Source organism: Candidatus Methylacidiphilales bacterium (genome assembly GCA_028713655.1).
Classification (GTDB): Bacteria; Verrucomicrobiota; Verrucomicrobiia; order Methylacidiphilales; family JAAUTS01; genus JAQTNW01.
In genome coordinates this window covers 1-23,413 of the sequence record JAQTNW010000008.1, presented here as the reverse complement: position 1 = coordinate 23,413, position 23,413 = coordinate 1, and the positions used below count along the sequence as shown (strand labels likewise).

The following is a 23,413-nucleotide window of genomic DNA, read 5'->3' as shown; positions in this document are numbered from 1 at the left end:
GGCAGTCTCTTAGAAATTATACTGAATATCCAGGGTGACGGAGTTTTGATAATAGCTATAGCCCGGAATCCGGGACTCTTTTTCGATATAATTGTAACTGAGCGTTGAAAAAGTTTGCTCCGTCAGGCGGTATCCCAGTGAAAGTCCGCCGCCGTAGCGGGTGTAGCTGTCGGCCAGGATGCCTCCCGATTCATCAGAAAACTCGACAAAGAGATTGGTGCCCAATGAAACATTGTTCAAAACCGTCCAACTGGCATTGTGTTCTACCCTCCAAGTCTCGACATAGTTGGAAATGGTGCCAAGGTCGATGAATCGCGTGGCTGTCAGAGAATGGCTGACGTGCCGGTTCAGGCGGTGATGCAACCCGGCATAAGCGCTGTAACTCGACAGATCGCTGTTATCTCCGTTGCTTCCACCCCTGCTGAACTCGCCCAATTCAAACGCCGCCCCGGCATCAAAATCGAGATAATTGGTGACTTTTGTCCGGAAAAACGGTCCGACCGAAAATCTCGTGTTGTTGTTTTGAACGCCCTGCTCATAGGCGGTAAGAGCAGTCGAGGCTTGAATCCCGGCAAATGTGGCAGGCCCGAGTTGGAAGGTGGCGGCCCCGTCGATAATCTGCGAAGATCGGTTCAGGTAATCGAATGAACCTTCAGTCGAAATTGTGTTTTGCTGCGCAACGCCGAGGGAAAGCTGCAGATCGTTCAGATCCCAATTTCCATGCACACCCGCGGTATTGATCAGTTCTCCGAAGTTCACAGTGTTGCTTAAGGTGCCGTTTTGCAGCGGATCCTGTTCATACGCAATGTGGTCATATATAATGAAACGGAAATCACCCGCCAGTATGGTAAAATCAACCCCGGTGTCGGTGTTGGTATTCTGGCTTAGAATCGGGCCATTACTGTCAAACTGGGAATGCATGAGATATTTATAGTAGGCAACCCCCAGGCCGATTCGCAGGGTGTTGTATTCAGTCATGGGCCAGGTTGCGGACAAGTTCACATAGGGGCTGAAAATGACATCCTCCATCCGATTGAATTCCGACAAACCGATGTTATCGCTGTAGGTCGTACGAAGACCCGCCGATACTTTCATCTCGATCGGGCCGGCTTTGATGTTGTAGGAATCGTCGGCACTATGGGGGAATGTTGTTCTTTCGCCCAGCACACCGATGTCAGGCCCCCTTGCATTATAAGCCCCATTATACGACCCATCATAGGCATACGCAGGCGCAAGCAGATAAAGAAAATAAAAAAGAAATGACAGGCGCCCTGAAAAGTATTTCAGTCCACAAGTCTTCACTACTTTCCCCCCGTTTTCGTGGGAAAGACGTCTTCCTGTTCTCCCGGCATTCACATCAATTGAATTGGTCGCGAAACTATTATTTGCCCATTTTATATGGAATTCCCCAAAACGGCGGTTTATCCGCCTTTTGCAGATGGATTTTCCTACTAATTAGCACATTATAGAACATTTAGATCATGTAAATACGAAGTTTACAGTAAAAACTCCCTTTAATTCCCTTTGAGACATGCCCTGACCCCATAGTACTGGCCTCTCTTTTACGGATTGTCAAATACTACAGCCTCGGATAGGTTAAAAGGGGGAAGGAGACAAAGAGCTACGAGAACACGCATGATTACGCAAAAAAAGGACACTTTCCAAAAAAGCGGATATTCCAAGGCGAGGGTTGCGCGCGGTGTTGGTCTTTCGTTGTATGCCTTGGCTTTGCTTTACTTCACAACATTTGCCCAGCAAGTGGCGGCAGATGTTTTGAAAAAAACGCCGGACTTGAATGAAATCAAACGCGCCACGTACCCGCTGAATCTGGCGAGGATCAATCTGGGGGCGCATATCAAATCAGACCGGCCAACCCAGGCGACACAAAAAATTGTTGATGACGAGAAGGACGAGAGCCGTTCGAATACCGGAATGACTTTGATTTCCGACGATCAAAGCATTAGCACTCCGCTGCTGTCCGGGAAAACTTCTTATATTATATCATTACCTCAAACCTACCCGCTCGATTTCTTTAATTTTCAAAATTACAAGTGTGCCGGAAAATTTTCGGTCTTTCTCTCGAAAAATGACTTGGATTTTAACAGTCCCGATTGGCGTCCTGCGGGCCAGATTATAACTTTTGCCAAAGATCATGCGTACGAATGCCATTTTACCATGGCGGATGCGCGATATGTGAAAGTGACCTTTGACGTTTCGATCCCCGGGGAAATCCGGGCGTTCGGTTTGTTTGGCACCGCCAAAAACTACGGTCTTCGGGGCAAGCCGGAGGTGGTTGATGCCCAGCAGCCTGTGGAGCAAATTGTCAACTACAGCTATTCCGCATTGTACACGGCCAAATCCTCGGTCGCATATGTGAGTTCAACAGGACCGGGCAACAAACTTTCCGATGCGAACTACATGATCGATAATAATATCAGCACAAGCTACAGTTTTGCCCCGGATGATCCGCATCCCTGCCTGATATTGGATTTGTCCAGCACCACGCCGCTGCGGCGCATTTCGGGAACATTTACCTCCCCTCCCGGTGATCTGAATATTTATCTGCTCTACCGTTTGCCGGGGGAAGATTCTTCCGATGTCGCGGGTTTTCTGCCGTACGGATCATCCTCCGGAACCAGCGGGCTGCCAATCTTCCTGGCCCAGATCCGCCTGAGCGCGCCTCCCAGCCTGACCATTCCCCCCGCATTTTTTGACAAAACAAAGCCTTACCGGACCATCGAAATGTCCGGTGGCCCACGCCGGATGGCGGTTAACTTTGACATGACACCGGTCCGCTATATTATGTTCCGTTTTATTCCCAAAAAGGCCATTGCCTCTGCCTGGGGCAATGGGAGCGGCTTCAGCATCCGCAAATTCGCCGCCGCGCTGCTGACCCAGGAAGTTCCCATTGTTCAACTGGCGGCAGACAGCGGTCCCAGCGGGGCGCCTTTTACTGCTTCCGAGATCAGCGCCTTTGGAAACACCGTCACGCAGTTTTATCTTCCTGAGACGCCGGTTCCACAGGGATTAAGCGATGCCGTCAACAATCAGTTGGGTATCCCGCCGGATCCCCCTCCCCAAATTCCGGTCACCAGTCCTTAAGCCCCCTAGCGCAGTCGGAAATGGAAGGACGAGTGTCCAACCACATCGGCCTGTGTTTCTCAAAAGGCTGTTAGTACCAGCTCTCTGGTACCTTGATAATATCGCCGGGAAGAACCTCGAAGGGCGCGGCATCGGGACTGTGAGCCATATCACCTGCTCTGACTTTTAAGATCGTGGGCTTGCCATTGACCACTCGCTTGACCGTGACGGAATTCTGGGCCGCCGTTCGTGTGTATCCCCCAGCCAGTGAGATTGCATCAATGATGCTTACATGTGTATTGGCCGGAATCTCATAGCACCCCGGTTTTTGTACCTGTCCGAGAATACTGAATTTGCGACTCGCAGTTGTCGTTGCTTGCAGGGACTTGGGTGGATTCGGAGTTGCCGTTTCTGTTTGGGCGTAAAGCCAGCCCGTAGGCGCTACCAGCATGAATAACAAAACCAAAATCAGGCGGTATTTGCAAATACAACAATTTTTCAAAATAATACGGCATGCGGCCTCCCCAAATGTGTCCTTGGCGGTTGTCACAAGCACGGGCTTCGATGTGTATCATTTCAGTCTTTCTTTGAAAGCCATTTCCAGAGCTTTCATTTCTGTCGGTCGAAAAACTTCTGACACTCCGCTTTTACGCAGGTTTTCTTCCAAATTTTCGGTTTCCGTAGTCAGTATTGCCCAAATGGGACAGCGTAGCATACCAGCTAAAAATTGTACCGTTGGCTGCTCAAACGCATTATTGACTCCGAGAACAATCAGATCAATCGCCCCTCCCCGGTGCGCCTGGCCAGCCTTGATCATTAGAGTCCGGGCCCTTTTGGAACTATCAGCATTAATGGTGTCGGGTTCCTGCACCACATACCCGATTTCGTCCTTGGGCCTGTCCTTGGAAAGCAGCCCTTGGAGCATCTCCGCAACCATGGGGTCAAGATAGCAGAGAAAGACCCTGAATTTGAATTGTATGGAAGATTCCTTATTTCCACTGACGCCCAAGTGCACACAGGCCATTTCCCGGGCTTTGGCGACAAACGCGTCCGCATCTGCCCCGGGTTCAAACCGGCCGAAATTGACATGTTTGTCTCCGAGGAAGGCGCACAAAAACAGCATGCCGGGAATCGCGCGCGACTCCTCCAAAGCAGTCGCATAAACAATTTTTTTGGTAACTGGGTCGGAAACCTCATATATATAGTGGCAGCGGATGCAGTCTTCCCGCCCGTCTGCTGCCTTGATGTCGGTCAGAAGCCTTGCGTTCCACTTTCCGAGCGGAACGCAGTGGCCAGTTTCAGCTTGTTTACTGGTCGGCTGATAATTCATTTAGACCTGTGCCGTGTTTCATTGAGCGGCCGCACTTTTTTCAAGCGCATTTTTGGCAGCGTTGTCTCCGAGATCTGCCGCGCTTTGCCAGAGGCGTCGTGCCTCTGCTTCATTTTTGGTAACACCCCAGCCGTTCCAGGTGAGCAATCCCAACAGATAGATGCAATGCCGCGAGCCGACTCCCTTTTTGGCCCATTCGTAGGCCTTGGCATAATCCTGGGGAAAGCCATTTATGCCCTCGATATAGAAGCTCGCCATATGGCTCAAGGCATCGGAGTCGCCTTTATCCGCAGCTTTCTGCAGCCATTCGTTTGCCAGGGGTAGGTTGGAAGGAATTCCCCAGCCGCCGCGATATATCCGGCTCAAAAAATATTGGGCGCTGGATTTCCCCAACGAGGCCGCCTTTGTAGTCCAAACCACCATTTGCACCGGATCTTTGGCGGTGCCGGTTCCGTCCGCATAGCAGGCGCCCACGGCGCTGGCATAGTCGGCGTTGTTCGGGTCCATTTCCGCGGCTTTTTTGAAATTCAGAAAGGCCTCGTCTAAACGTTTTTTCGACATGTCATCCAAACCTTGAGCGAAGCAATCCTCAGCGCTGTTCGGTAGAAAAGATTTTTCCAACGCCATTTTCACCGCAGCAGCGTCACTGCCAGACGTGCCCATGCCTCCAGATGTAACTGCCCCCGCTTTCTCCAGCACAAGGCGAAATCCCAAATGCGCATCTTTGCGGCTCTCCTTGGCGGTACCGCCCCCGGCAAGAAAGTCTGCGGCCACACCTTCTCCGGTGCTTTCCCTATTCTGGCCCCCGCTAAATGCAAATGCAGGTATTGCCGTATAATTGCCCTGCGGGCATATCACGAAATGGACTCCCCCCTCGCGTACAGGCTCAGACCACTCGCTTAGATTTAGTTCCACGTTATTCAACTGCGCGCCGCTCGGGATATGATAGGCCAAGCCGGTCGGCAGCCCTTTGGCTTGCTCCAACAGGGTCAGGTAAGAACAAAACAGCTCAGCAGAGATACATGTGAGGGAAGTCCAATAATCGGCATCCTTGCCTTGGCTTTTTGCAGACTCTGTCGCAGACGGCAGGTTGATGATTTTCCGGGCCTGTTCCAGCTTCATCGTGTCACCCGCCATCCAATAGCCTTTTTCATTCCACTTCATTTCGACCCCGATGCTATTCACCCAGTTGCTGCCTTCGGCTGGGTTGGCCGATGTTACAGTTGTGGGAGCGGGTTCGGCAGCCTGCACATGGGCCGTGCCAAGCAAACAGAAAATTGAAACGATCAAACCTTGGAGTTGTCTCATATAAGTTGGAATTCAAGGACTATCTTAGCTCTTATTTATCTTGTCAACGAATCAGAGAACTTATAGAAAAAATTAGGCCTGCTTATATAAACGGCGCCATTATCTATCACCAGGGGAAGGGGGATGTTTTCAATTTCATACGGGGAGTCTTCATGGGGCGAATATTACGTCCAAAAAATCGCGGCGGCCTTCCTCCATCTTCGCCTGTCGCGCTCCGGCAAGCCTCTTTCTCGATTTATTGTTCCTCTCACCCGATCCATGACATACCCATGAAAGCCAAATCTACCACTCTATCCCTATTCCTCTGGGTTGCCATGGCGCTCTGCCGAGCAGATACCATTCCCATCGGCCCGGACGGAATTTTCAGCTTGGACTCGCAAATGTTCGCCGGTGCCGGCAGCGAAGCCGAGTACGCCCCCATTATCAAGGAAAAGCTGGAATATCTGGGTTACTTGAACGACAAGTATTCCGCCTTCTGGACTCAGGAAATCAAGGTGGCCCGCTCACAGCTCAAGTCTTTTACAAGCGATGAAAAGGTTCGCGCCGCCAATCTCAAGGTCATCAGCAACCTGCAACAGCTTATTATCGATGACCAGGCCAAACTTGACGCTCTGCCCAAGGATTACGAAACCGCCCGAATCAAGGTCAATGCTCTGGCCGAGGAGCGCCGACAGCTCCTGAGGGATTTTGAGGCTAAAAAGAAGCGGGAAGAAGAAGTGCAAAAACAGGAACAAAGCAAGCCGGTCTCCTCCACCCTGCAAAACACAACCGGGAGAACAGAACAGAAGCCTGCGGCCCCTTCCAGGCCAGCATTCAACGGCAAATTTTCCCCTGAACTGGTCCGGATGGCACAGCAAGCGCTCGCTCTTGCCCAGACCTTTGAAGATTCCAACAACGCCTTGAAAGCATTTGATGCACAGCATGTGGGCCATCGCTATCCGCCCGATGAATACAAGCAGCTTGTCGCCACGCAGAACGAGCTCAGAATGGCGGCCCGGCAAAATTTGGATGCCTATAAAAAGTTCATCGCTGACTCCACTCCGGCCTGGGGCCAATTTTTGAATGAAACCGGAACCCGGGTGCCCGAAGGCGTCAACGATATTGATCTTTTCAGGGCAATCGCCTCCGGCGTTGTTCCCGAAAAGTGGGCCCCTTCAAAGCAGGACGCCAACCTCAGCAAGCTCGAAGCGGAGGTTCTTGATAAGAATGTGAACACCACCCTGGGTCCAAACGCCCGCGCCACCGAATATAAATTGAAAATCACCGCCACGGTCGCCGGATTGCCGGGCGGGTTTGGCAAAGCAGCCATTGCCCTCAGCGTCCACGATGCCGACAAAAGCCAGTTCTCGACTGACCAAAACGCCATTGGAGGCGGGGCCATCGACATCGCCGCCGATGGCAGTGCCTCCGGTGAAATCACCGTACACTCCAAGGGACCGGGAAGCATCTCCATTCATGCCACAGCGGTCATCAGCGGACAGGCTTGTCAGGCAGATACAGTAGTGAACTTACCCTGAATTAAACCTTATGAAGCAAAAATCGATTCCCTGCATTTTGCTTGTCTTCCTCTCACTTCACCTGTCTCTCCGGGCGGACACGGCGGATCTGCTCAAGTCGGACGGATGGGAATTTCTCAAGCCTGCCGAGCTTGATGCAAAAGCCCAAAATATACAAAAGCCCGTCCTCATTTTTTTCTGCTGGACAAAAGCCGGTTCCAACGGTGATGGAATTACCCAAGGATATCGCCCCATTCTTAAAGATATTCGGGAGTATTACGACCCCTGTTTTCAATTTTTGGCGGTGGACGCTTCCGCTTCCGGAACAGGCCCCCTCTCGGAACGTTTCCATGTGGAGACCATCCCAACCTTGCTTGTTCTCCAGCAAGGCAAGGAAACCGGACGCATCATTGCCATTAGAAGCGACGCAGAGGTGACGGCCTTTCTCAATTCCAAACTCCCCGATCCGGCCACAATCCATGTTACACTGGCAAACGCAGCCTTCGCGCGCAGCCAAAAATTGTGCGCGGATGCCGCCGTGGCCGACAAGTCAGGTGACACAGTCGGAGCTCTCAAACTTTATTTGAGCGCCACGCAGGCGCTGGTCGATATCACCCAAAAATCCCCGCAGGCTCCACTGGCCTCGGATTTGCTGCAGAATAGGGCGACCGTGGCAGGCATGCCGCCGGACAAATTCCTCAGCGACACCCTCCTGTCTTTGGAAACGCGGGTGCTGACCGAGAACCTCTTTCTCCTCAATAACCTCCTTGCTCTCAAATCCAATGATGTGCGGCACGACTTTTCGGAACATGGGAATACCGCGCTTTTATTGGCCAAGGATGGAAAATGGGACAAGGCTCTCGCGTTGGCCAAATTACTCCCACCTTCCCAACAGGCGGGACTGGCTGAAAAAATTGTTTCCAAACTTTCAGGCTCCGATTCAAAGATCCCCGAAAGCGCCGCCGCGACGGTCGATTGGGCCATCGCACTCGCCAATCAACCCGAAACCGCCTTGGCGACGAGAACGAGCCTGATCGAAGACCTGTTAAAGAGGGGCTTGGTGGACAAGGCCCGCCTTGTGCCAATTTCAGAGGATGACTTTCAGGACATTGCAACGCAAGTTTCACTTCCGCTCATCAAGGAAGACGATCCTGACGTTTCGGCTTCAGCACTTGAATCCATGAAACTCCCGCTCTCCCCCACGGGGGAAATATCCATCCACTGGCGTTTAGGTGCGGCTTACGCCAAGGCAAAAAAACACGACAAGGCCGCCGCCGAATATGAAAAAGTGCTCGCCGTGGTCTCCAAAGCAGCCAAACCACTGTATTATCTCTACGACAATCTCTACTGTTTCCATACGATGATCGACACGGGCGATCTCCCCGCCGCGCTAAAAATTGCCGGATATGAAAGGGACGGAATTGACCGCATTCAAGCTTGTACCAGCGCAATTGAGCAATGCCGGAAGGATGGCAACACCGCCGCAGTGGAACAGCTCGCAACGTTCATCAAGGCAAATCCCCCGAAAAGTCTGTTCCGGCCAAGCTCGGAATACCGCTATTCAATTGTGAGAGATTTGCTCAATGTGGATCAATATGCCTGTGCCGATGCCGTTATGCGCTCCAACCTCGCCAACGAATCCGTCGCCGATTTATTCAAGTCCGAAAGCGGCGAGGATGATGAAGGCTCGGAGCCGGACCAGCCGGAGTCCCATATCGGCATGGAAATGGAGGCGATCTATTGGTTGCAAAAGACAGCCCGGCAACAAAGCAATGAGGAAGCCGTCCGCTATTATGATGCAGCCATCCTGACCTATGAAACCTTGATGCATAAATATGCGGAGAAGCATCCAGATGCACTTAACGTTATGAGTGAAATCAAAGCCAAGGGAAGTCATTACACCAGCATGGAATTGGAACGCTCCCGGGCACAAATACCGGCCCATACTTTTGACTTCCTCTATAACGAGGCGTTGAAATTGGAATTAGGCCAGTCCGTAGTAAAAAACGGCATCACACAGACGCTCCCTCAAATCCCGCCGGGTTTGGGGCTGCTCAAAACGCTCCTCATTCGCGGTGAAATTCTTGAAGCCGCTCTCACAAACAAAGACCCCGAGGCGTACCCGTTGACCGTCACATGGATCAAGGACGCTGAAAATGCCTATTCCCAAATCAAGGGAGATGATGACACCAAAAGCTTGGAGGACGCCGAGCGTTCCATGCTGAGTTCGATTGTGCATGCCGGCAAGGCCGAGGAATACGCTGAAAAGGAGGCCTTTACCCTCTTTTTGGAAAAGGAATTGATACTGGCCGCGTGGAATAGCGCAAAGTGGGGGAACAAAAAATACGATCTGGCGCGCAAACTCTACTCCAAACTCCTGGCTACGCCACCGCCGGATGCCACCCCTGAAAAATTAAAATCCTTTTTTCAGACACAAAGCCAGACTTTGTGGGATATGGCCATGGATCTCGATGATCAACTGGCCCCAAAAGGACTTCCCGCTGCCTTGGCTGGCGCTGGCGACACCCCCTCAAAGCAAATTGCGGTGCTTGGCGGAGTGGCAAAGGACAACGCCAAATCGAACAAAGCTGCGTCAAGGACCTATGCGGAAGCCGCCATGTCCGTCATCGAGCAAAATGGCATCGGAGACGCGCGCTTGGAGGATCTCCAAAATGCCATCTGTGAAAATTTACACATCGATCTGGCCAATCGATTGGCGGCCAAAATGGAAACGCCTTCCGATAAAGCCTATTTTCTGCTGTCGGTGGAACGGAAATTGATCGAAGCTGGCCGTTGGAAAGAATCCCAGGAACTTCTCGACCAATTGGGACAGACGCTCTCTCCTGATATGACTACGGCGCTCGACGTAAAAGAGGAGGCGTCCCTCTGCCAGATGCAAACGCTGCTTGGCATGGATCACCCCGCCGAAGCCTTGACGGTGGCCCTCGCCATCTCCAATCCGTACAACCGTGATACAGTCTTCAATAAACTGGCGGCTTACGCCGCCCTCCACGACACAGCCTGGCCCCCAGAGTCGAAGGAGAAAATTGCTCTTCTGGCCAGACAGACCTTGGGACAACCCGAATTAAAAAGCCCGGCATCTATAATCAATCCATTCTTTCAATGAACAGGCGTCCCTCAGCAACGATCGCCAGTTATGAAGGTGACATGTTATTTCATGGCATCTGCCAAGCAAAGTAAAAAGAAATATACAGGCTAACGATTTTGCAACGCCTTGAATTCCTCGTAGGTTTTTCGTACCCCGTCTGCAAGGCCGATCCGGGGCGACCAGCCCAATGCTTTGATGCGCGAGATATCCAGGAGTTTTCGCGGAGTGCCGTCCGGCTTGCTTGTATCCCAACGGATTGCGCCTGAGAAGCCCACGATTTCACGTATCAGCTCCGCCAGTTCGCGGATGCTGACGTCCTCGCCGCAGCCGACATTGATCGGCGCCGCGTCGTTATATTTTTCAAGCAGAAGCACACAGGCTTGCGCCAGGTCGTCAGAATGCAAAAATTCCCGTTTCGGGTTGCCCGTGCCCCATAGCGCCACTTCCCTTTCTCCGGCCTGTTTGGCCCGGTGGAATTTGCCTATCATTGCGGGCAGAACATGTGAGGTCTCGGGATCATAATTGTCGCCGGTTCCGTATAGATTGGTGGGCATGGCCGATACGAAATTGCACCCGTATTCCCGGCGAAAGGCCTGGCAAAGCTTGATACCGGTGATTTTTGCGATGGCGTAGGCCTCGTTCGTGGGTTCCAACTCTGACGTGAGAAGCGATTCTTCTTTGATGGGCTGGGGGGCGAGCTTCGGGTAAATGCAGGAGCTGCCGAGAAAAAGAAGCTTCTTTACCCCCGTTTTATAGGAGGCTTCGATCAGACTGTTCTGGATCTTCAGGTTATCCAGCAGGAATTCCACCGGGAAGTCTGAGTTGGCCTTGATGCCGCCCACGCGCGCGGCGGCAATGATGACGGCTGCGGGTTTTTCTTTTTCCAGGAAACGCAGGGTCGCTGCCGGGTCGGCAAGATCCAGTTCCTGTCGTGTCCGGGTAAGGATGTCCCGGTTTCCCTTCTTTTTGAGGGCTCTCACAATGGCAGATCCCACCATGCCCATGTGGCCTGCAACGAAAATCCTGGAATTGTCCTTGGATATTGTCATGCCCACTTAGCTCCCTCTTTCAAAAGCTGTTCCTGCCGCACAAATCCCGCGGGAGGCAGCCTGTTTCGTTCCTATTTTACAATTCGATTGTGGCTGTCGCACAGGATGCGCTTGGATGAAAGGGGCTTTTCCGAAAGGGCAAACGCCATGATGGAAACAAGTTCCCCTTTGTGGATGAGATGGGCGGCGCCTCCGTTGATGACAATGGCTCCGGAACCGATGGGGCCTTTTTGCACGTACGTTTCGAGCCGGGAACCACCCGTAATGGAAGCCACCAGCACTTTTTCGCCTTCCCAGAGGTCGGCGGCTTGCATCAAATCCTCAGGAATCGTGATGCTCCCCTCGTAGTTGACGTTGGCGTCCGTCACCACGGCGCGGTGAATCTTGGATTTGAGCACTTGGCGGATCATGTTTTTAGTCCAAATCAATATAGCAGAAAGGCAAGATGATACTCAAATCAGCGATTTTGCCAATTCAAATGGATTATACCGGGAAGTGTTAAAGGCTTAGGAATGCGCAGAATGATTTCTTAAGGTAAAAATCCGGATAGCCAAACTAATGCTGCTGGATTTTTTATATCCGGTCGGCTAATATCGCTGCGAACTTTATTTTAATTTTTTAATACGGAAACCCCTCTCCATGCCAACTCCACCCTTCCATTATCAAAAACCCTTCCCACTCGGCAAAGACGAAACTGAATACCGGCTTCTCACCAATGACTTCGTTTCAGCCGGGTCATTTGAAGGCCAGCCCATCCTCAAAATTGAACCCGGGGCGTTGTCCTATCTGGCCAATCAGGCTTTTAAGGACATTGCGTTCATGCTGCGCCCCGCGCACTTGAAACAGGTGGCCGCGATTCTTGACGATCCCGCCGCCTCGGAAAACGACCGCACGGTTGCGCTTACGCTGCTTCGCAACGCTGAAATCTCCGCCCAGGGAATTCTTCCATTCTGTCAGGACACCGGCACCGCCATCATCATGGGCAAGAAAGGCCAGCAGGTCTGGACCGGCGGCAACGACGAGGAAGAACTTTCCAAGGGGGTTTACAAAACCTACACCGAGGAAAATCTGCGCTATTCCCAGAACGCTCCGCTCACCATGTATGAGGAAAAAAATACCGGAACCAATCTCCCGGCCCAGATCGACATCTATGCCACGGAAGGCTCCGAGTACAGCTTCCTGTTTGTCTCCAAAGGCGGCGGTTCCGCCAACAAAACCTATTTCTACCAGGAAACCCGCGCGACCCTCGTTCCCGGGGGACTTGAAAAATTTCTCACGGAAAAAATGAAGACCCTCGGCACCGCGGCCTGCCCTCCCTACCACCTCACTTTCGTCATCGGAGGCACCTCGGCCGAGACCTGCCTCAAGACCGTCAAACTCGCCTCCACGAAATATCTCGACGCGCTCCCGACCCGGGGAAACGAACACGGCCAGGCCTTCCGGGATCTGGAGATGGAAGAAAAAATGCTGGAGGCCGCCCGCGCCTGCGGCATCGGGGCCCAGTTCGGAGGGAAATATTTTGCTTTGGACGTCAGGGTCATCCGGCTCCCGCGCCACGGCGCATCCTGTCCGATCGGCATCGGCGTCTCCTGCTCGGCCGACCGCAACATCAAAGCCAAAATCAACAAGGACGGCCTCTGGCTGGAGCGTTTGGAAACCAATCCCGGCCGCTATATTCCCGAAAAATTCCGCCGGCTCGATCTCAGCGGAAAATCCATACGGATCGACCTGAACAGGCCGATGAAGGAGATACTGGCCGAACTGTCCAAACACCCGGTTACCACGCCATTGTCCTTGAGTGGAACCATCGTCGTGGCCCGGGACATCGCGCACGCCAAACTCAAGGAGCGCCTCGACAGCACCGGCGAGCTGCCGGATTATTTCAAAAATCATCCGGTCTATTACGCGGGTCCCGCCAAAACCCCCAAAGGCCTGCCTTCGGGTTCCTTCGGCCCCACCACCGCGGGCCGGATGGACAGCTACGTCGATTTGTTCCAGGCCAAGGGGGGGTCGATGGTGATGATCGCAAAAGGCAACCGCAGCCCCCAGGTCGCAGAAGCCTGCAAGAAGCATGGCGGATTTTATCTGGGTTCAATCGGCGGGCCGGCGGCCATCCTGGCCAGGGAGAACATCAAAAAAGTCGAAGTGCTCGAGTACCCCGAGCTTGGCATGGAAGCGGTCTGGAAAATCGAAGTGGAAAATTTTCCCGCCTTTATTTTGGTTGATGACAAAGGCAACGACTTTTTCAGGCAGATTTCCGGCTGCAACGACTGCGCCACCGGCTTGCATTAGAGCCAAATACCGGCGCAGGCTTGGTTGAACCGCGGATAAACACGGATTCACACAGATAAAAACCAGGTTGCCTGTATTCGTCACATAACAAATTTGGACCGCAATGGAATCGGCGGGGAGTGGCTCTTCTGACTTACAGGAGCGCGACCGTCCCGGCCGCACCGTTCGGCATCCTCCCGAACGGAAACCGTATTGCAAGCAAGCGCTAAAAATATTTTAACGCATCGAATTGGAATAGACGGAATTGTTGGATATTTCCTGATTTATCGCTGGAAAGGCAATGCCAATTATAATTAGAATGATGGCTGTCCTGGGCCGCGGCAACAGGGCAGCCATTCCGCCTTTTCCCTCACGGAGGCAAGCGCACGGAGGAAGGCGGTTTTATGGAAACCATGCCCTTAAATCCGCTGAAGCGGGGCCAGTTGAAGCCATAGAACGCAACAAATGCGAAGCAAGCCATTGGGACGATGAAGCCGCGGGACATGTCATAGACATCCGCGATATGGCCCATCAGCTTGGGAAGCAGGGCGCCGCCCATGATTGCCATAACGATATAAGCAGAGGCCTGTTTCGCCCGCACACCGAGGCCGAAAATGCCAAGCGCGAAGATCGTGGGGAACATAATCGACATGAAAAAGTAGCTCAGGAAGACGCAGGCTACTGATAGCCATCCGAGTTTGCAGAAAACCAGAAGAGTGACGATGACATTAAGGAGTCCATAAAGGCCCAGCACCTTGTGCGCCTCGATTTTTCTGAGAATGCCGGCGCCGGTAAAGCGACCGGCCAGAAAGAAAAGAAAGCCGAGCGATGCGAGATTCGATGCTCCTTTGTTGGTGATGTGGAAGATTCCGGCTTGATTGGCTTCAAACCAGCCCCGCAGCAGACCCGTATTCCATGACGCAGGAATGGCGGGGACCTGGGAAGTCATGTAGTTGATGAAAAAGCTGAAGATGCCGGCCTGTGCGGCCACATAAAAAAATTGCGCGGCGACTGCCAGTACGAAGTGCGGATGCGACCAGATGGAGCGCGAGGTTCCAGGCCCCGAATCGTCCAAACGGTAGTCGTCCTCTGTTTTGATATCGGGAACGTTGGCAAAGTAGAAGATGCCTGCGAGGACCACCACCACGACCGCAACGCCTGCATAGGGGATCCAGAGTGTCTGGCTGCCGGTGCTGTTTCCTGCGGCGTCAGTTGAATAGAAAAACATGCCGCCGGCAATCGGGCCGAAAATCCAGCCGATGCCGTTGCAGGACTGGGCAAGGTTGATGCGGGTTGCCGCGTAGTGCGGATGGCCGAGCACGGTGGTATAAGGGTTGGCGATCGTTTCAAGGAAGGTGAGGCCCGCCGCAATAAAACAGACGCCTAACAAAAATGCCCAGAATTGCGCGATGTACGTTGCCGGAATAAACCAAAACCCGCCAATGCCAACCATCAGCAGGCCCGCGATGATGCCGCCCTTGTAACCCAGCTTGGTGGCCAGCCATCCCGCTGGCAATGCCATCAGGAAATAACCTAGATAATGGGCAAATTGCACCCAGGCCGATTGCGACAGGGTCAGGTGCAGTTCCTCCTGGAAATGCTTGTCCATCACGTCGATCATTCCGTTGCAAAATCCCCAGAGGAGGAACAGCGAACTGACGAGAATGAAGGTGAAGAACAGATTCTGGCCATTCTTCGCGATGAACATACCCTTTTGGGAGGAATTCATCTTATTTAATGGATTGCATAATGTTGGCCATTCCGTCTCATTGCTTTTCGGCTTTGACGGTCTTGGTTTCACCATTCATGCGGACTTTCACTTCGGTGGGATTGGGTGAAGCGATGCGGTAGCTCGCGACCCTGCCATCCTTCCATTCGATGTCCACGGTAAAACCGCCGCGCGCGCGCAGGCCTTTGATGGAACCGTTCGGCCAGGCTTTCGGCAACGCGGGAAGAAGTTTAATTTCACCGGCATGAGATTGCAGCAACATCTCGGCAATTCCGGCTGTGCCGGAAGTATTTCCATCAATGGCGAAGATATTGTGTTGCGCGCCACCAACGCCAGCGCGTGAAAAAGTGAGCAAATCCATGTCCGTGTCCTCGGTCATCAGGTGGAGCAGGTTCTTATGGGCCAGTTCGCCGTTGCCGAGACGGGCGTAGTAGCAGATGCTGTTGCTGGCGCTCCACTCGACATCCTCCCAATCCGGCCGCTGCATGCGGAGTTGCAGGGATTGTTCCGCGGCACTCGCCAGTTCCGGAGTGTTAATGGGAGTAATCTGCGCCAGTGGAAACAGCCCCACCAGATGGCTGGTGTGGCGATGATTGGTCTCGCCCCCGTCATCCTTCGTGAGCCATTCCTGCAACTGGCCGTTGCGCCCGACCTTGTAGGGCGGGAGTTTTGCCAGTGCCGACTCGACCCGTGCCCGGAAATCGGCATCCGTTCCAAGTGCCAGGCTGGCTTCGATACACTGGCTGAAAAGTTCGAAGATCAACGCCCGGTCATGTGTTGCACCGGGAGTCGTTTCACCCCCGCATTCAGGGGAAACGGATGGGCCGGTCAGCAAGTACCCCGTGGAAGGATCGGTATAGAGATAATCGAGAAAGAACTCGGCGGCGCCCTTGAGGACTGGATAGGCACACCCGGCAAGAAATCCGCGGTCGCGCGAGAACAGCCAATGTTCCCAGAGGTGGGTGGCAATCCAGACTCCGCCGGTTACATGGAGTCCCCACCACAATCCCCAGGCAGGAGCGGTAAAACCCCATGGATTGGTCACGTGATGGCAAACCCATCCGTGCTTGATGCCATAGGTATTTTGCGCGGTTAGGTGCCCGGATGCCTGCAATGACTCGATGAAACGAAACAGTGGCTGGCCGCATTCGCTCAGGTTGCAGATTTCGGTTGCCCAGTAATTCTGCTGTTCATTGATATTCAGATGATAGTCGCATGTCCAACCCATGTCTGCTGCCAGACCGTCGTTCCAGATTCCCTGCAGGTGCATCGGCAACGGTGAATCCTCCCGCGAGCCCGCAATGGTCAGATAACGGCCGTATTGAAAGAAAAGGACGGCGAGTTGCGGATCGGCTTTGCCATTGCGCAGGGCTTTCAAACGCACATCTGTCGGAAGATTGGTTGCATTCGCGCCTCCAAGATCCATCGTAGCGCGGCGAAACAACCGCTGATGATCGGCCACATGAGCGTAATGTAAACTGGTCCAGCTTTTGCGCACTGCGGAAGCAATATTTCCGGCGCATGATTCCGCCGGATTGCGCCCTTGGAAATCTGTGTTCAAGTCGATGAACACCGTTGCCGTATTGGCGCCGGCGACACACAGAGTGTCCTCTCCGGACGTCACGGTTCCGCCTTCCGTCAATACCCGGACCATCGCGTGAAATGACACACCACTCTTGCCGTCACTGTGTTTCGCCTCAAAGGCATGACCCGTGACCGTCAGTGTATCGTTGCCCTGAACCCTTGCAGTCCAAGGGAGCCGCTCGCTGCCGTAGTGCAGTGTGAAACCGATGGCACCCGGACGATCTGCGCTCAACCGCAGCACCACCACGCCATCCGGATGGCTCGCCAGAACTTCACGATGGAACCGTACGCCGTTGGCTGTAAAGGACACTCGTGCGAGGGCCTGCTCAAGGTCAAGCTCCCGCCGGTAATCGCGGACTTCGCCGCTCGTTCCGCACTGTCTCAGCAAGAGGTGTCCAGCCGGCAGGTTTGTGCCGAAGTTGAGCTTGCGGCCCAACATATTATGGATCAGGGGTTCCGCCTCATCATACTTCCCAGCCTTGAATAATTCGCGAATCCGGGTGAAAGCGTCGCACGACAGCGGATTGTCGTTCTTATCGCTGGGTGCGCCGGACCAGAATGTGGCTTCGTTGAGTTCGAGCCGTTCTTCCACGACGCCGCCAAACACCATCAGGCCCAGGCGCCCATTGCCGACCGGCAAGGCCTCCAGCCAGCGAGCGGCGGGTTGGCGATACCACAACGTCAATGCTGAAGGCGGAGGTGGAGCTTCGCCGATGAGCTTGAATTCTTCCGGGGCGACACTTGGGTTCTTTTTCATTATTATTGCTGTAATTTTATAGGTTGAAGCAGGGTTAAAAGTCAAAGTCCTGTGCGGCATTGGGAGTCAACGCCCAGGGAAACAGCCGGTTGCGGCGCTTTTAATGCACGATCGGCGGCGGATTGCAGATCGCGATCGAGGGCTGCGCCGTCGAATGGAACAACGATAACCTTGCTGCCGTGCATATCGTTTCCCAATTCCTCCTTTTTTGGAACATCCACTACGGCAAATGTAAAATGAGTCACATGTCCGTCTTCAATGAGCACCCCAGGACGTTCCATCTTATCCCAATGGTTGAGCGTGCCATCCGTATAACGGAGAAAATCCTTGAGTGGATCGTAAGCCGATCCCCTGTTGGTCCAGTTGTTAATGCCGTCGGATGACGTCAGATGAAATGCCTTTCGCTGGTTCCAGCAATTGACAATAATATGATACAAACCGCCGCTGTACCAAACAACAGGGTCCTCCAGGTTGCTCCCCGGCAAACCGGGAATTTGTGGATAGATGGAGGGTCCCTGGACCTTGTAGGGTCCCAGGATGCCGTCCTTGCTGATCAGAATGGCGCCTGAGCGGGGTACGATCATGTAGTCGCCATCCGGACGAACCATAATGCTCAGGTTTTGCATGGACGGCCTGCGGAACCCGTTTGCATCCACCCGAATCGAGCCCAGCATCTTCCAGGGGCCATCCAGCGATTTGGAAACAAAAACATCACCAGGCCTTGTATCGCTGACAAGAATGGCATAACTGCCATCTGTTAGGACAAGTGCCGTCACATTGTGGCCTTTCCCACTCAGATTATCCGGCCAGCAAAGCCCTTTGTCCACATAAGGCCCAATGACGTTGTCGCTGACCGCGTGTACAGCCACGGAACCGGTCCAACCGAAATGGCCCCGGGCCTGGTTCCAGCGGCTGGCGAACATGTGATATTTGCCATCCGTTCCCTTGATAATCTGCCCGTCCCAATAGCACCACTTTTTCATGGTTACATCTTCAAGGCCGTTCTTTGGATCGCGCGGGAAAACACCGGGAGCACCCCAGACATCAGACACCAGGGAGCCCTCGATGGGCATCGGAAGAAAATAATCGATAAGGGTCTTGCCGGTGCCGGAATTTGTCCCCTGCGCGAAACCTGTCGAAACCAAGGCGGCACAGGCCAACCCGGGCAAAGCCAGCGCTGGAAAAAACATCCTTCGATGAATCGGGATTGCTCTGTGGCATCGAGAATGACTTTGGGGATCATGTCTCATGTATTTTATAGTCTGGGAGTCGGACTGAATTTTTCTGCTTCAGGTTGGATTTTTAAACCGTAGGCGAATTTGCAGGGGCGCATGGCCATCGCGCTGTTAATGGCTGCCTCTCGTTGCTGGTGGCTTGGTTCAGGCTTTCGAGAGTTCCTCGTCAAAACAAACCGCCACCTTGCCGCATTTGCCCGAGGCCATGAGCGCATAGGCTTCGGAAACCTGATCGATGGCAAAACGGTGCGTGATGAGTTCGCTGGGATACAACTTCCAGCGCACGAGCCGCTCGACGAGTTCCTCCATCCGCCAGATGGAGGTGACCCACGAGCCGTAAAGCGTTTTCTGGTCGTGAATCATGTCGGGGGACGGATTGATCTCAAGTTTGCCGCCTTCGCCAAGAAGAACGATGCGGCCCCACTTGCGCGTGGCGCGAATGGCCGTGGCCCGCGCCGCCGGATGGGCGGAGCAATCAACCGCCCGCTCGACGCCGTGGCCGCCGGTCAGCTTTCGCACTTCCTCAACATTGTCCGGGCCTGATTTCAAAGTTTCATCGCAAAGGTTCAGATCGCGGGCGAGCTTCATCCGATCCTCAACGACATCGATGCCGATGATCTTCGATGCGCCCAGCTTGCGGCAGAGTGCGGCCGTGGCCAGGCCGACCGGGCCAAGGCCGGTGATAAGCACCGCGTCATTGCCGCTGATGCCGATTTTTTCCAACCCTTCATAAACGGTGCCAAAGCCGCAGGCCACCTGCGCGCCATCCGCATAGGAAAGTTCGTCAGGAAGATGTACCAGATCCTTTTCCTCGGCCAGAAGGTATTGTGCCATGCCGCCGTCGCGCTGCCAGCCGTACGCGCGCCTATACTTTTCGCTGGTGCATGAGATCATGTAGCCGCGGCGGCAATCATTGCAGACACCGCAGCCGGAAATGTGATAAACGATCACGCGATCCTTTTCCCTGAATTCCCGGCAACCGGGGCCGACCTTGACGATTTGGCCGCAGGGTTCATGGCCTGCAATCACTCCCTGATATCCTTCGGGCCCCTTGCCCAGGTGTTCATGGTAAATGCAGCGGATGTCGGAGCCGCATATCGTGGAGGCTTTCATGCGGATCAGAACTTCGCCATGTCCGGGAGTGGGGACGGCAAAACATTCAAGTTTGGTGGTGCTGTTGCCGGGGAGAATGGCACCTTGCATTTGATCGGGGAGGGTTGGAGTGGGCATAAATTTGGTTAGGGTTAAGCAGGAGTAATGACATCGTTGACGTCCCAGAGATCTTCCCAGGATTGGTTTTCCTTCCAGCAGAAGACCTGGCCTTTGATCAGGCGGCAGTTGCGGTCGAGCCTGGCAATTGCTTTCATTTCGATGTCCGTGAGCGGATCCTGCGTCACCGCACGCAAGTTGGCAAGGTAGTTGCGCCGTTTGGCAGAGAACGGAATGGGCGTCTGGCCGCGTTGCACGGCCCACTTCAAACAAATCTCGGCAGGATGAACGCCATGCGCCTTCGCAATATCTAGAATGACAGGATCTTCCGTGGGCGAAGTGTCTTCCGGCGTGCGATCACGTTCAGGTCGGCCCGGTGAACCGAGCGGACAGTAACCGATGGGCTCGACGCCCTGCTCCCTGACATAGGCAAAAAGCCTGGGCTGTTGAAAATGAGGATGAAGTTCCATTTCGTTGCATGCGGGACGAATCCGGGCGTCGCGCAAAACGAGTTTGAGTTTGGGAATTGTCATGTTCGAAGTGCCGATATGGCGGACGAGGCCTCGATCCACCAATTTTTCGAGCTGTCGCCATGTGCTCATGAATTTCTCATGAATGTAAGGTTTGGCGTTGGGGTCGTGGAAATTCACATCACAGCCGGGCGGATGAAAATTCGGAAAGGGCCAATGTACCAGATAGAGATCCAGATAGTCGAGTTGAAGGTCTTTCAGCGATTGGTGGAATGCCGGAATGACATCCTTCTCGCCGTGTTTGTCATTCCACAATTTCGAGGTGATCCAAAGTTCCTCCCGTTTCACTCCGTCGGCGATAAGTTTTTTAAGAGCAGGGCCGATCAGATGCTCGTTGGAGTAAACGGCGGCACAATCGAAGTGCCGGTAACCGAGGTGTCCGGCATCTAATACCGCTTCGGCAATAACCTCGCCGCTGACCGAGTCGGAGCCGAAGGTGCCCAACCCGATGGCGGGCATCCGCGCACCGGAGGCCAGAAGGCGCGAGGGAAGCCGTGCAGGATCAATAGCGATAGGATCTCGGATCATAAAAATACGTTCAGTGGCATGGTTTTCAACAAGCTCATAAGAATGAATGGTGCCCTATTCAAAAACAATGGCCTCTCGTGACTCCTCAATGGATATCTTTGACTTTTCGGCGGTTGTTTCCATGTTCTGTCTTTTCCAAATCAAGAAAGTCCTGAACTTTGTTTGCAAAATTTGCCGGGTTCGGCAGCTCAAGGAGCAAGAAGGCTTATATTGAATCCGGATGTGTTGTGTTTTGCGAATTTGGTTGCTAAAGCTTTGTTATTCTCAGGCGGATGAACCGTTTGGTTGCGGCGTTCATCGGCGTCAGGTCTTGTGCCACGACGGTACTGGTGCCATCGCCGTTGTCTAATGAGCTGACAAGAGCCGTGTAAGGGGGGCCGGAATTCCATGTGGCCAAGTCACTGGATACTTCCACGAGATAGTTGATTTCGGTCACCCAGTTGAGCTGGGTGTAATTGAGCGTGAGGTAATTGTTCCCGCCTGCATTGGTTTCCCCTGCGACGGGGAAACCGCCCGTGTTTGGGTTCTTGGGCTCGAGATGGAGCGCGTATGCCAGCAGGTTTGGAATGCCGTCGCGGTTCGGATCTGCGGTGTCCCCGCTGATTGCCGGGTCGGCAAGATCTGACGATGAGAACTTCAGATTCTTCCAGGCGTTGTAAGGGCTGTTATCATTGATGATGGTGGCATTGATGGTGCCGGTACCGCTTAAGGCGCCGCCGCTGTGGATGTGAATCGAGTTGGTTGTGATCGTGCCGCCGGCCAGGTTTAGTGTCGCACCGCTGAAGACATCGAAAGTGCTGTTGTTTGCAAGTGTGCCACTGAGATTGAGCACGCCTCCTGAGATCTGTGTTGTGCCGGTATAATTGCAGGATCCGGTGAGGGTCCAGGTCCCGGTGCCCGTTTTGATCAGATTTCCGGAACCTGAGATTGGACCGGAAAAGGTCGTGTCATTTCCGGCCGTATTGACGGCGGTGAGAATCCCACCGCTTCCGAGCATGAGGGTGCCGCTTCCGGAAATCTGGCAGACAGCGGCTTGAGCGCCATCCAGATCCAAGGTGGCTCCACCTGCGATGGCCACGGGCGAAGTCGTGGGAAGGGAAGAGGAAACACCTTTGCCGACGGGGGTGACGACGGCGAGAATGCCGTTATACCATTGGTTCGCCATAAAATTGAAGCCCGTATCGTTAGGGTGTATTCCGTCGCCGGTAAGCCCTCCCGTCGGGAAATTGGTGTACAGATCGACCATGCTGACTTGTTTGCCGGCAGCCTGAAAGCTCGCGACCTCGCTTGCCACGGCGGCGTTGTAGCTGACGACGTTGGGCCGGGTGGACGGGGTGATCTGAGCGACGATGAGTTTGGTATTTGGGCGCATCGTGGTGATTTTCGTGATGAGGGCGTGCAACTGGGTTTGGACCGCGGCCCGATCTGTATCATTGGTGTTGTTGGTGCCGATCATCAGGGTGATGATGTCGGGATAGAGAGGAAGACGATAGTTCGGGCTGTTGGTATCTGCGACCCCGTCGAGCCAGTGCCCGCCATTGGGGTCACGTTCCGCGCCGCCATATATGTTAAACTCGGTGAGATCCAATCCGTCCAGGTTGTTATTGATGTCTGAAATGGTATAGGAGCTGTGCCCCTCGTTATGGCGCTGGTCCAGAGGCAACATTTGCGGACCGGTCACCGTGACATTCCCCTGGACGGAACTTCCAACATAGAGAAGGCCCGGCGCAATATTCTTGAGCAGGTTGTAAAGCGGTCCGCGATAACCGGCATTGGTGCCGTTGTAGCCGAATGTGATTGAGTCCCCGACGGGCATGATCTTCAGGCCTGTGGGCAAAATCGGCGGTGCTTTCAAGCGCAGCGTACCGCCGCTGATCGTGGTGGAGCCGGCATAGGTGTTGAAACCGGTAAGTATGAGCGTTCCAGCACCGACTTTGACCAGGGATCCGGGCCCGCTCAACACGCCGGAATAGGTCGTGCTGCTGCCGTTATTCCCGACCGACAGGGTGATGGCTGCGGGAGTGGAGGCATTGTTTTGAAGGGCGAGGTTGCCGCTGCCAGTCAGCCCGCCGAGAGTGAAGGCGTTGCCGGACACAGTGGAGGAAAAGATGATGCCGCTGTTTGTAAAGGCGCTGTTGGCCGCCAATGTGCTGTTTTGGAGGGCGAGCGCATTCGAGAGATTCAGAAGCCCGGCGCT

16 protein-coding genes are annotated in these 23,413 nt (G+C 53.8%); 4 read left to right on the top strand and 12 right to left on the bottom strand.

What is annotated here, in order from left to right; genetic code table 11:
• Window positions 1-9: 9 nt before the first annotated feature.
• On the bottom strand, window positions 10-1,302 hold the full coding sequence (locus tag PHD76_04055; GenBank protein MDD5261002.1) for a hypothetical protein: 1,293 nt from the start codon (window positions 1,300-1,302) through the stop codon (window positions 10-12).
• A 333-nt stretch (window positions 1,303-1,635) separates the two neighbouring features.
• Here PHD76_04055 and PHD76_04050 point away from each other — a divergent pair, with 333 nt between their 5' ends.
• Window positions 1,636-3,102 carry a hypothetical protein gene (locus PHD76_04050; GenBank protein ID MDD5261001.1) on the top strand — a complete coding sequence of 489 codons (1,467 nt, stop codon included), beginning with the start codon at window positions 1,636-1,638 and terminating at the stop codon, window positions 3,100-3,102.
• 70 nt (window positions 3,103-3,172) lie between these two features.
• Here PHD76_04050 and PHD76_04045 read toward each other — a convergent pair whose 3' ends face one another.
• Genes PHD76_04045 through PHD76_04035 form a run of 3 tightly spaced genes read right to left on the bottom strand, consistent with a single transcriptional unit; the run spans window position 3,173 to window position 5,719 of the window.
• Window positions 3,173-3,631 carry an SLBB domain-containing protein gene (locus tag PHD76_04045; protein MDD5261000.1) on the bottom strand — a complete coding sequence of 153 codons (459 nt, stop codon included), beginning with the start codon at window positions 3,629-3,631 and terminating at the stop codon, window positions 3,173-3,175.
• 21 nt (window positions 3,632-3,652) lie between these two features.
• Window positions 3,653-4,411, bottom strand: a complete 759-nt coding sequence (locus tag PHD76_04040; GenBank protein MDD5260999.1) for a hypothetical protein — start codon at window positions 4,409-4,411, stop codon at window positions 3,653-3,655.
• Between the two features lie 18 nt (window positions 4,412-4,429).
• Window positions 4,430-5,719 carry a tetratricopeptide repeat protein gene (locus PHD76_04035; protein ID MDD5260998.1) on the bottom strand — a complete coding sequence of 430 codons (1,290 nt, stop codon included), beginning with the start codon at window positions 5,717-5,719 and terminating at the stop codon, window positions 4,430-4,432.
• A 269-nt stretch (window positions 5,720-5,988) separates the two neighbouring features.
• Between PHD76_04035 and PHD76_04030 the strand changes: the two genes are divergently transcribed.
• Window positions 5,989-7,236 carry a hypothetical protein gene (locus PHD76_04030; GenBank protein ID MDD5260997.1) on the top strand — a complete coding sequence of 416 codons (1,248 nt, stop codon included), beginning with the start codon at window positions 5,989-5,991 and terminating at the stop codon, window positions 7,234-7,236.
• Window positions 7,237-7,246: 10 nt separating this feature from the next.
• Entirely contained in the window at window positions 7,247-10,342 is a 3,096-nt protein-coding gene (locus PHD76_04025; protein MDD5260996.1) for a thioredoxin family protein, read from the top strand.
• A gap of 89 nt (window positions 10,343-10,431) precedes the next feature.
• Here the strand turns inward: PHD76_04025 and PHD76_04020 are convergent, their stop codons facing one another.
• Both PHD76_04020 and PHD76_04015 read right to left on the bottom strand, forming a co-directional pair.
• Window positions 10,432-11,373 carry a GDP-L-fucose synthase gene (locus PHD76_04020; GenBank protein MDD5260995.1) on the bottom strand — a complete coding sequence of 314 codons (942 nt, stop codon included), beginning with the start codon at window positions 11,371-11,373 and terminating at the stop codon, window positions 10,432-10,434.
• A 71-nt stretch (window positions 11,374-11,444) separates the two neighbouring features.
• Window positions 11,445-11,783 (bottom strand): aspartate 1-decarboxylase, encoded by a 339-nt coding sequence (locus tag PHD76_04015; GenBank protein MDD5260994.1) that lies wholly within the window; start codon window positions 11,781-11,783, stop codon window positions 11,445-11,447.
• 229 nt (window positions 11,784-12,012) lie between these two features.
• On the opposite strand from PHD76_04015, the gene PHD76_04010 reads away from it, so the two are divergent.
• A complete protein-coding gene (locus PHD76_04010) occupies window positions 12,013-13,665 on the top strand; it encodes a fumarate hydratase (protein MDD5260993.1) in 1,653 nt (550 codons plus the stop codon).
• A 349-nt stretch (window positions 13,666-14,014) separates the two neighbouring features.
• On the opposite strand, the gene PHD76_04005 is transcribed toward PHD76_04010, so the two are convergent.
• From PHD76_04005 to PHD76_03980, 6 genes are all read right to left on the bottom strand, one after another.
• Window positions 14,015-15,373 carry an MFS transporter gene (locus tag PHD76_04005; GenBank protein ID MDD5260992.1) on the bottom strand — a complete coding sequence of 453 codons (1,359 nt, stop codon included), beginning with the start codon at window positions 15,371-15,373 and terminating at the stop codon, window positions 14,015-14,017.
• A 37-nt stretch (window positions 15,374-15,410) separates the two neighbouring features.
• On the bottom strand, window positions 15,411-17,714 hold the full coding sequence (locus PHD76_04000) for a glycoside hydrolase family 95 protein (protein MDD5260991.1): 2,304 nt from the start codon (window positions 17,712-17,714) through the stop codon (window positions 15,411-15,413).
• Between the two features lie 41 nt (window positions 17,715-17,755).
• A complete protein-coding gene (locus tag PHD76_03995; protein ID MDD5260990.1) occupies window positions 17,756-18,904 on the bottom strand; it encodes a glycoside hydrolase family protein in 1,149 nt (382 codons plus the stop codon).
• 189 nt (window positions 18,905-19,093) lie between these two features.
• A complete protein-coding gene (locus tag PHD76_03990) occupies window positions 19,094-20,179 on the bottom strand; it encodes a zinc-binding dehydrogenase (GenBank protein ID MDD5260989.1) in 1,086 nt (361 codons plus the stop codon).
• Between the two features lie 14 nt (window positions 20,180-20,193).
• Complete coding sequence (locus PHD76_03985; GenBank protein ID MDD5260988.1) at window positions 20,194-21,216, bottom strand: aldo/keto reductase; 1,023 nt, start codon at window positions 21,214-21,216, stop codon at window positions 20,194-20,196.
• Between the two features lie 247 nt (window positions 21,217-21,463).
• On the bottom strand, window positions 21,464-23,413 hold a 1,950-nt coding region (locus PHD76_03980; protein ID MDD5260987.1), incomplete at its 5' end, for an autotransporter-associated beta strand repeat-containing protein.

Coding starts and splice junctions, on each gene's coding strand:
- PHD76_04050 (MDD5261001.1), top strand. CDS start 1,636: ATGATTACGCAAAAAAAGGACACTTTCCAAAAAAGCGGATATTCCAAG.
- PHD76_04040 (MDD5260999.1), bottom strand. CDS start 4,411: ATGAATTATCAGCCGACCAGTAAACAAGCTGAAACTGGCCACTGCGTT.
- PHD76_04035 (MDD5260998.1), bottom strand. CDS start 5,719: ATGAGACAACTCCAAGGTTTGATCGTTTCAATTTTCTGTTTGCTTGGC.
- PHD76_04030 (MDD5260997.1), top strand. CDS start 5,989: ATGAAAGCCAAATCTACCACTCTATCCCTATTCCTCTGGGTTGCCATG.
- PHD76_04025 (MDD5260996.1), top strand. CDS start 7,247: ATGAAGCAAAAATCGATTCCCTGCATTTTGCTTGTCTTCCTCTCACTT.
- PHD76_04020 (MDD5260995.1), bottom strand. CDS start 11,373: ATGACAATATCCAAGGACAATTCCAGGATTTTCGTTGCAGGCCACATG.
- PHD76_04015 (MDD5260994.1), bottom strand. CDS start 11,783: ATGATCCGCCAAGTGCTCAAATCCAAGATTCACCGCGCCGTGGTGACG.
- PHD76_04010 (MDD5260993.1), top strand. CDS start 12,013: ATGCCAACTCCACCCTTCCATTATCAAAAACCCTTCCCACTCGGCAAA.
- PHD76_04005 (MDD5260992.1), bottom strand. CDS start 15,373: ATGAATTCCTCCCAAAAGGGTATGTTCATCGCGAAGAATGGCCAGAAT.
- PHD76_04000 (MDD5260991.1), bottom strand. CDS start 17,714: ATGAAAAAGAACCCAAGTGTCGCCCCGGAAGAATTCAAGCTCATCGGC.
- PHD76_03995 (MDD5260990.1), bottom strand. CDS start 18,904: ATGTTTTTTCCAGCGCTGGCTTTGCCCGGGTTGGCCTGTGCCGCCTTG.
- PHD76_03990 (MDD5260989.1), bottom strand. CDS start 20,179: ATGCCCACTCCAACCCTCCCCGATCAAATGCAAGGTGCCATTCTCCCC.
- PHD76_03985 (MDD5260988.1), bottom strand. CDS start 21,216: ATGATCCGAGATCCTATCGCTATTGATCCTGCACGGCTTCCCTCGCGC.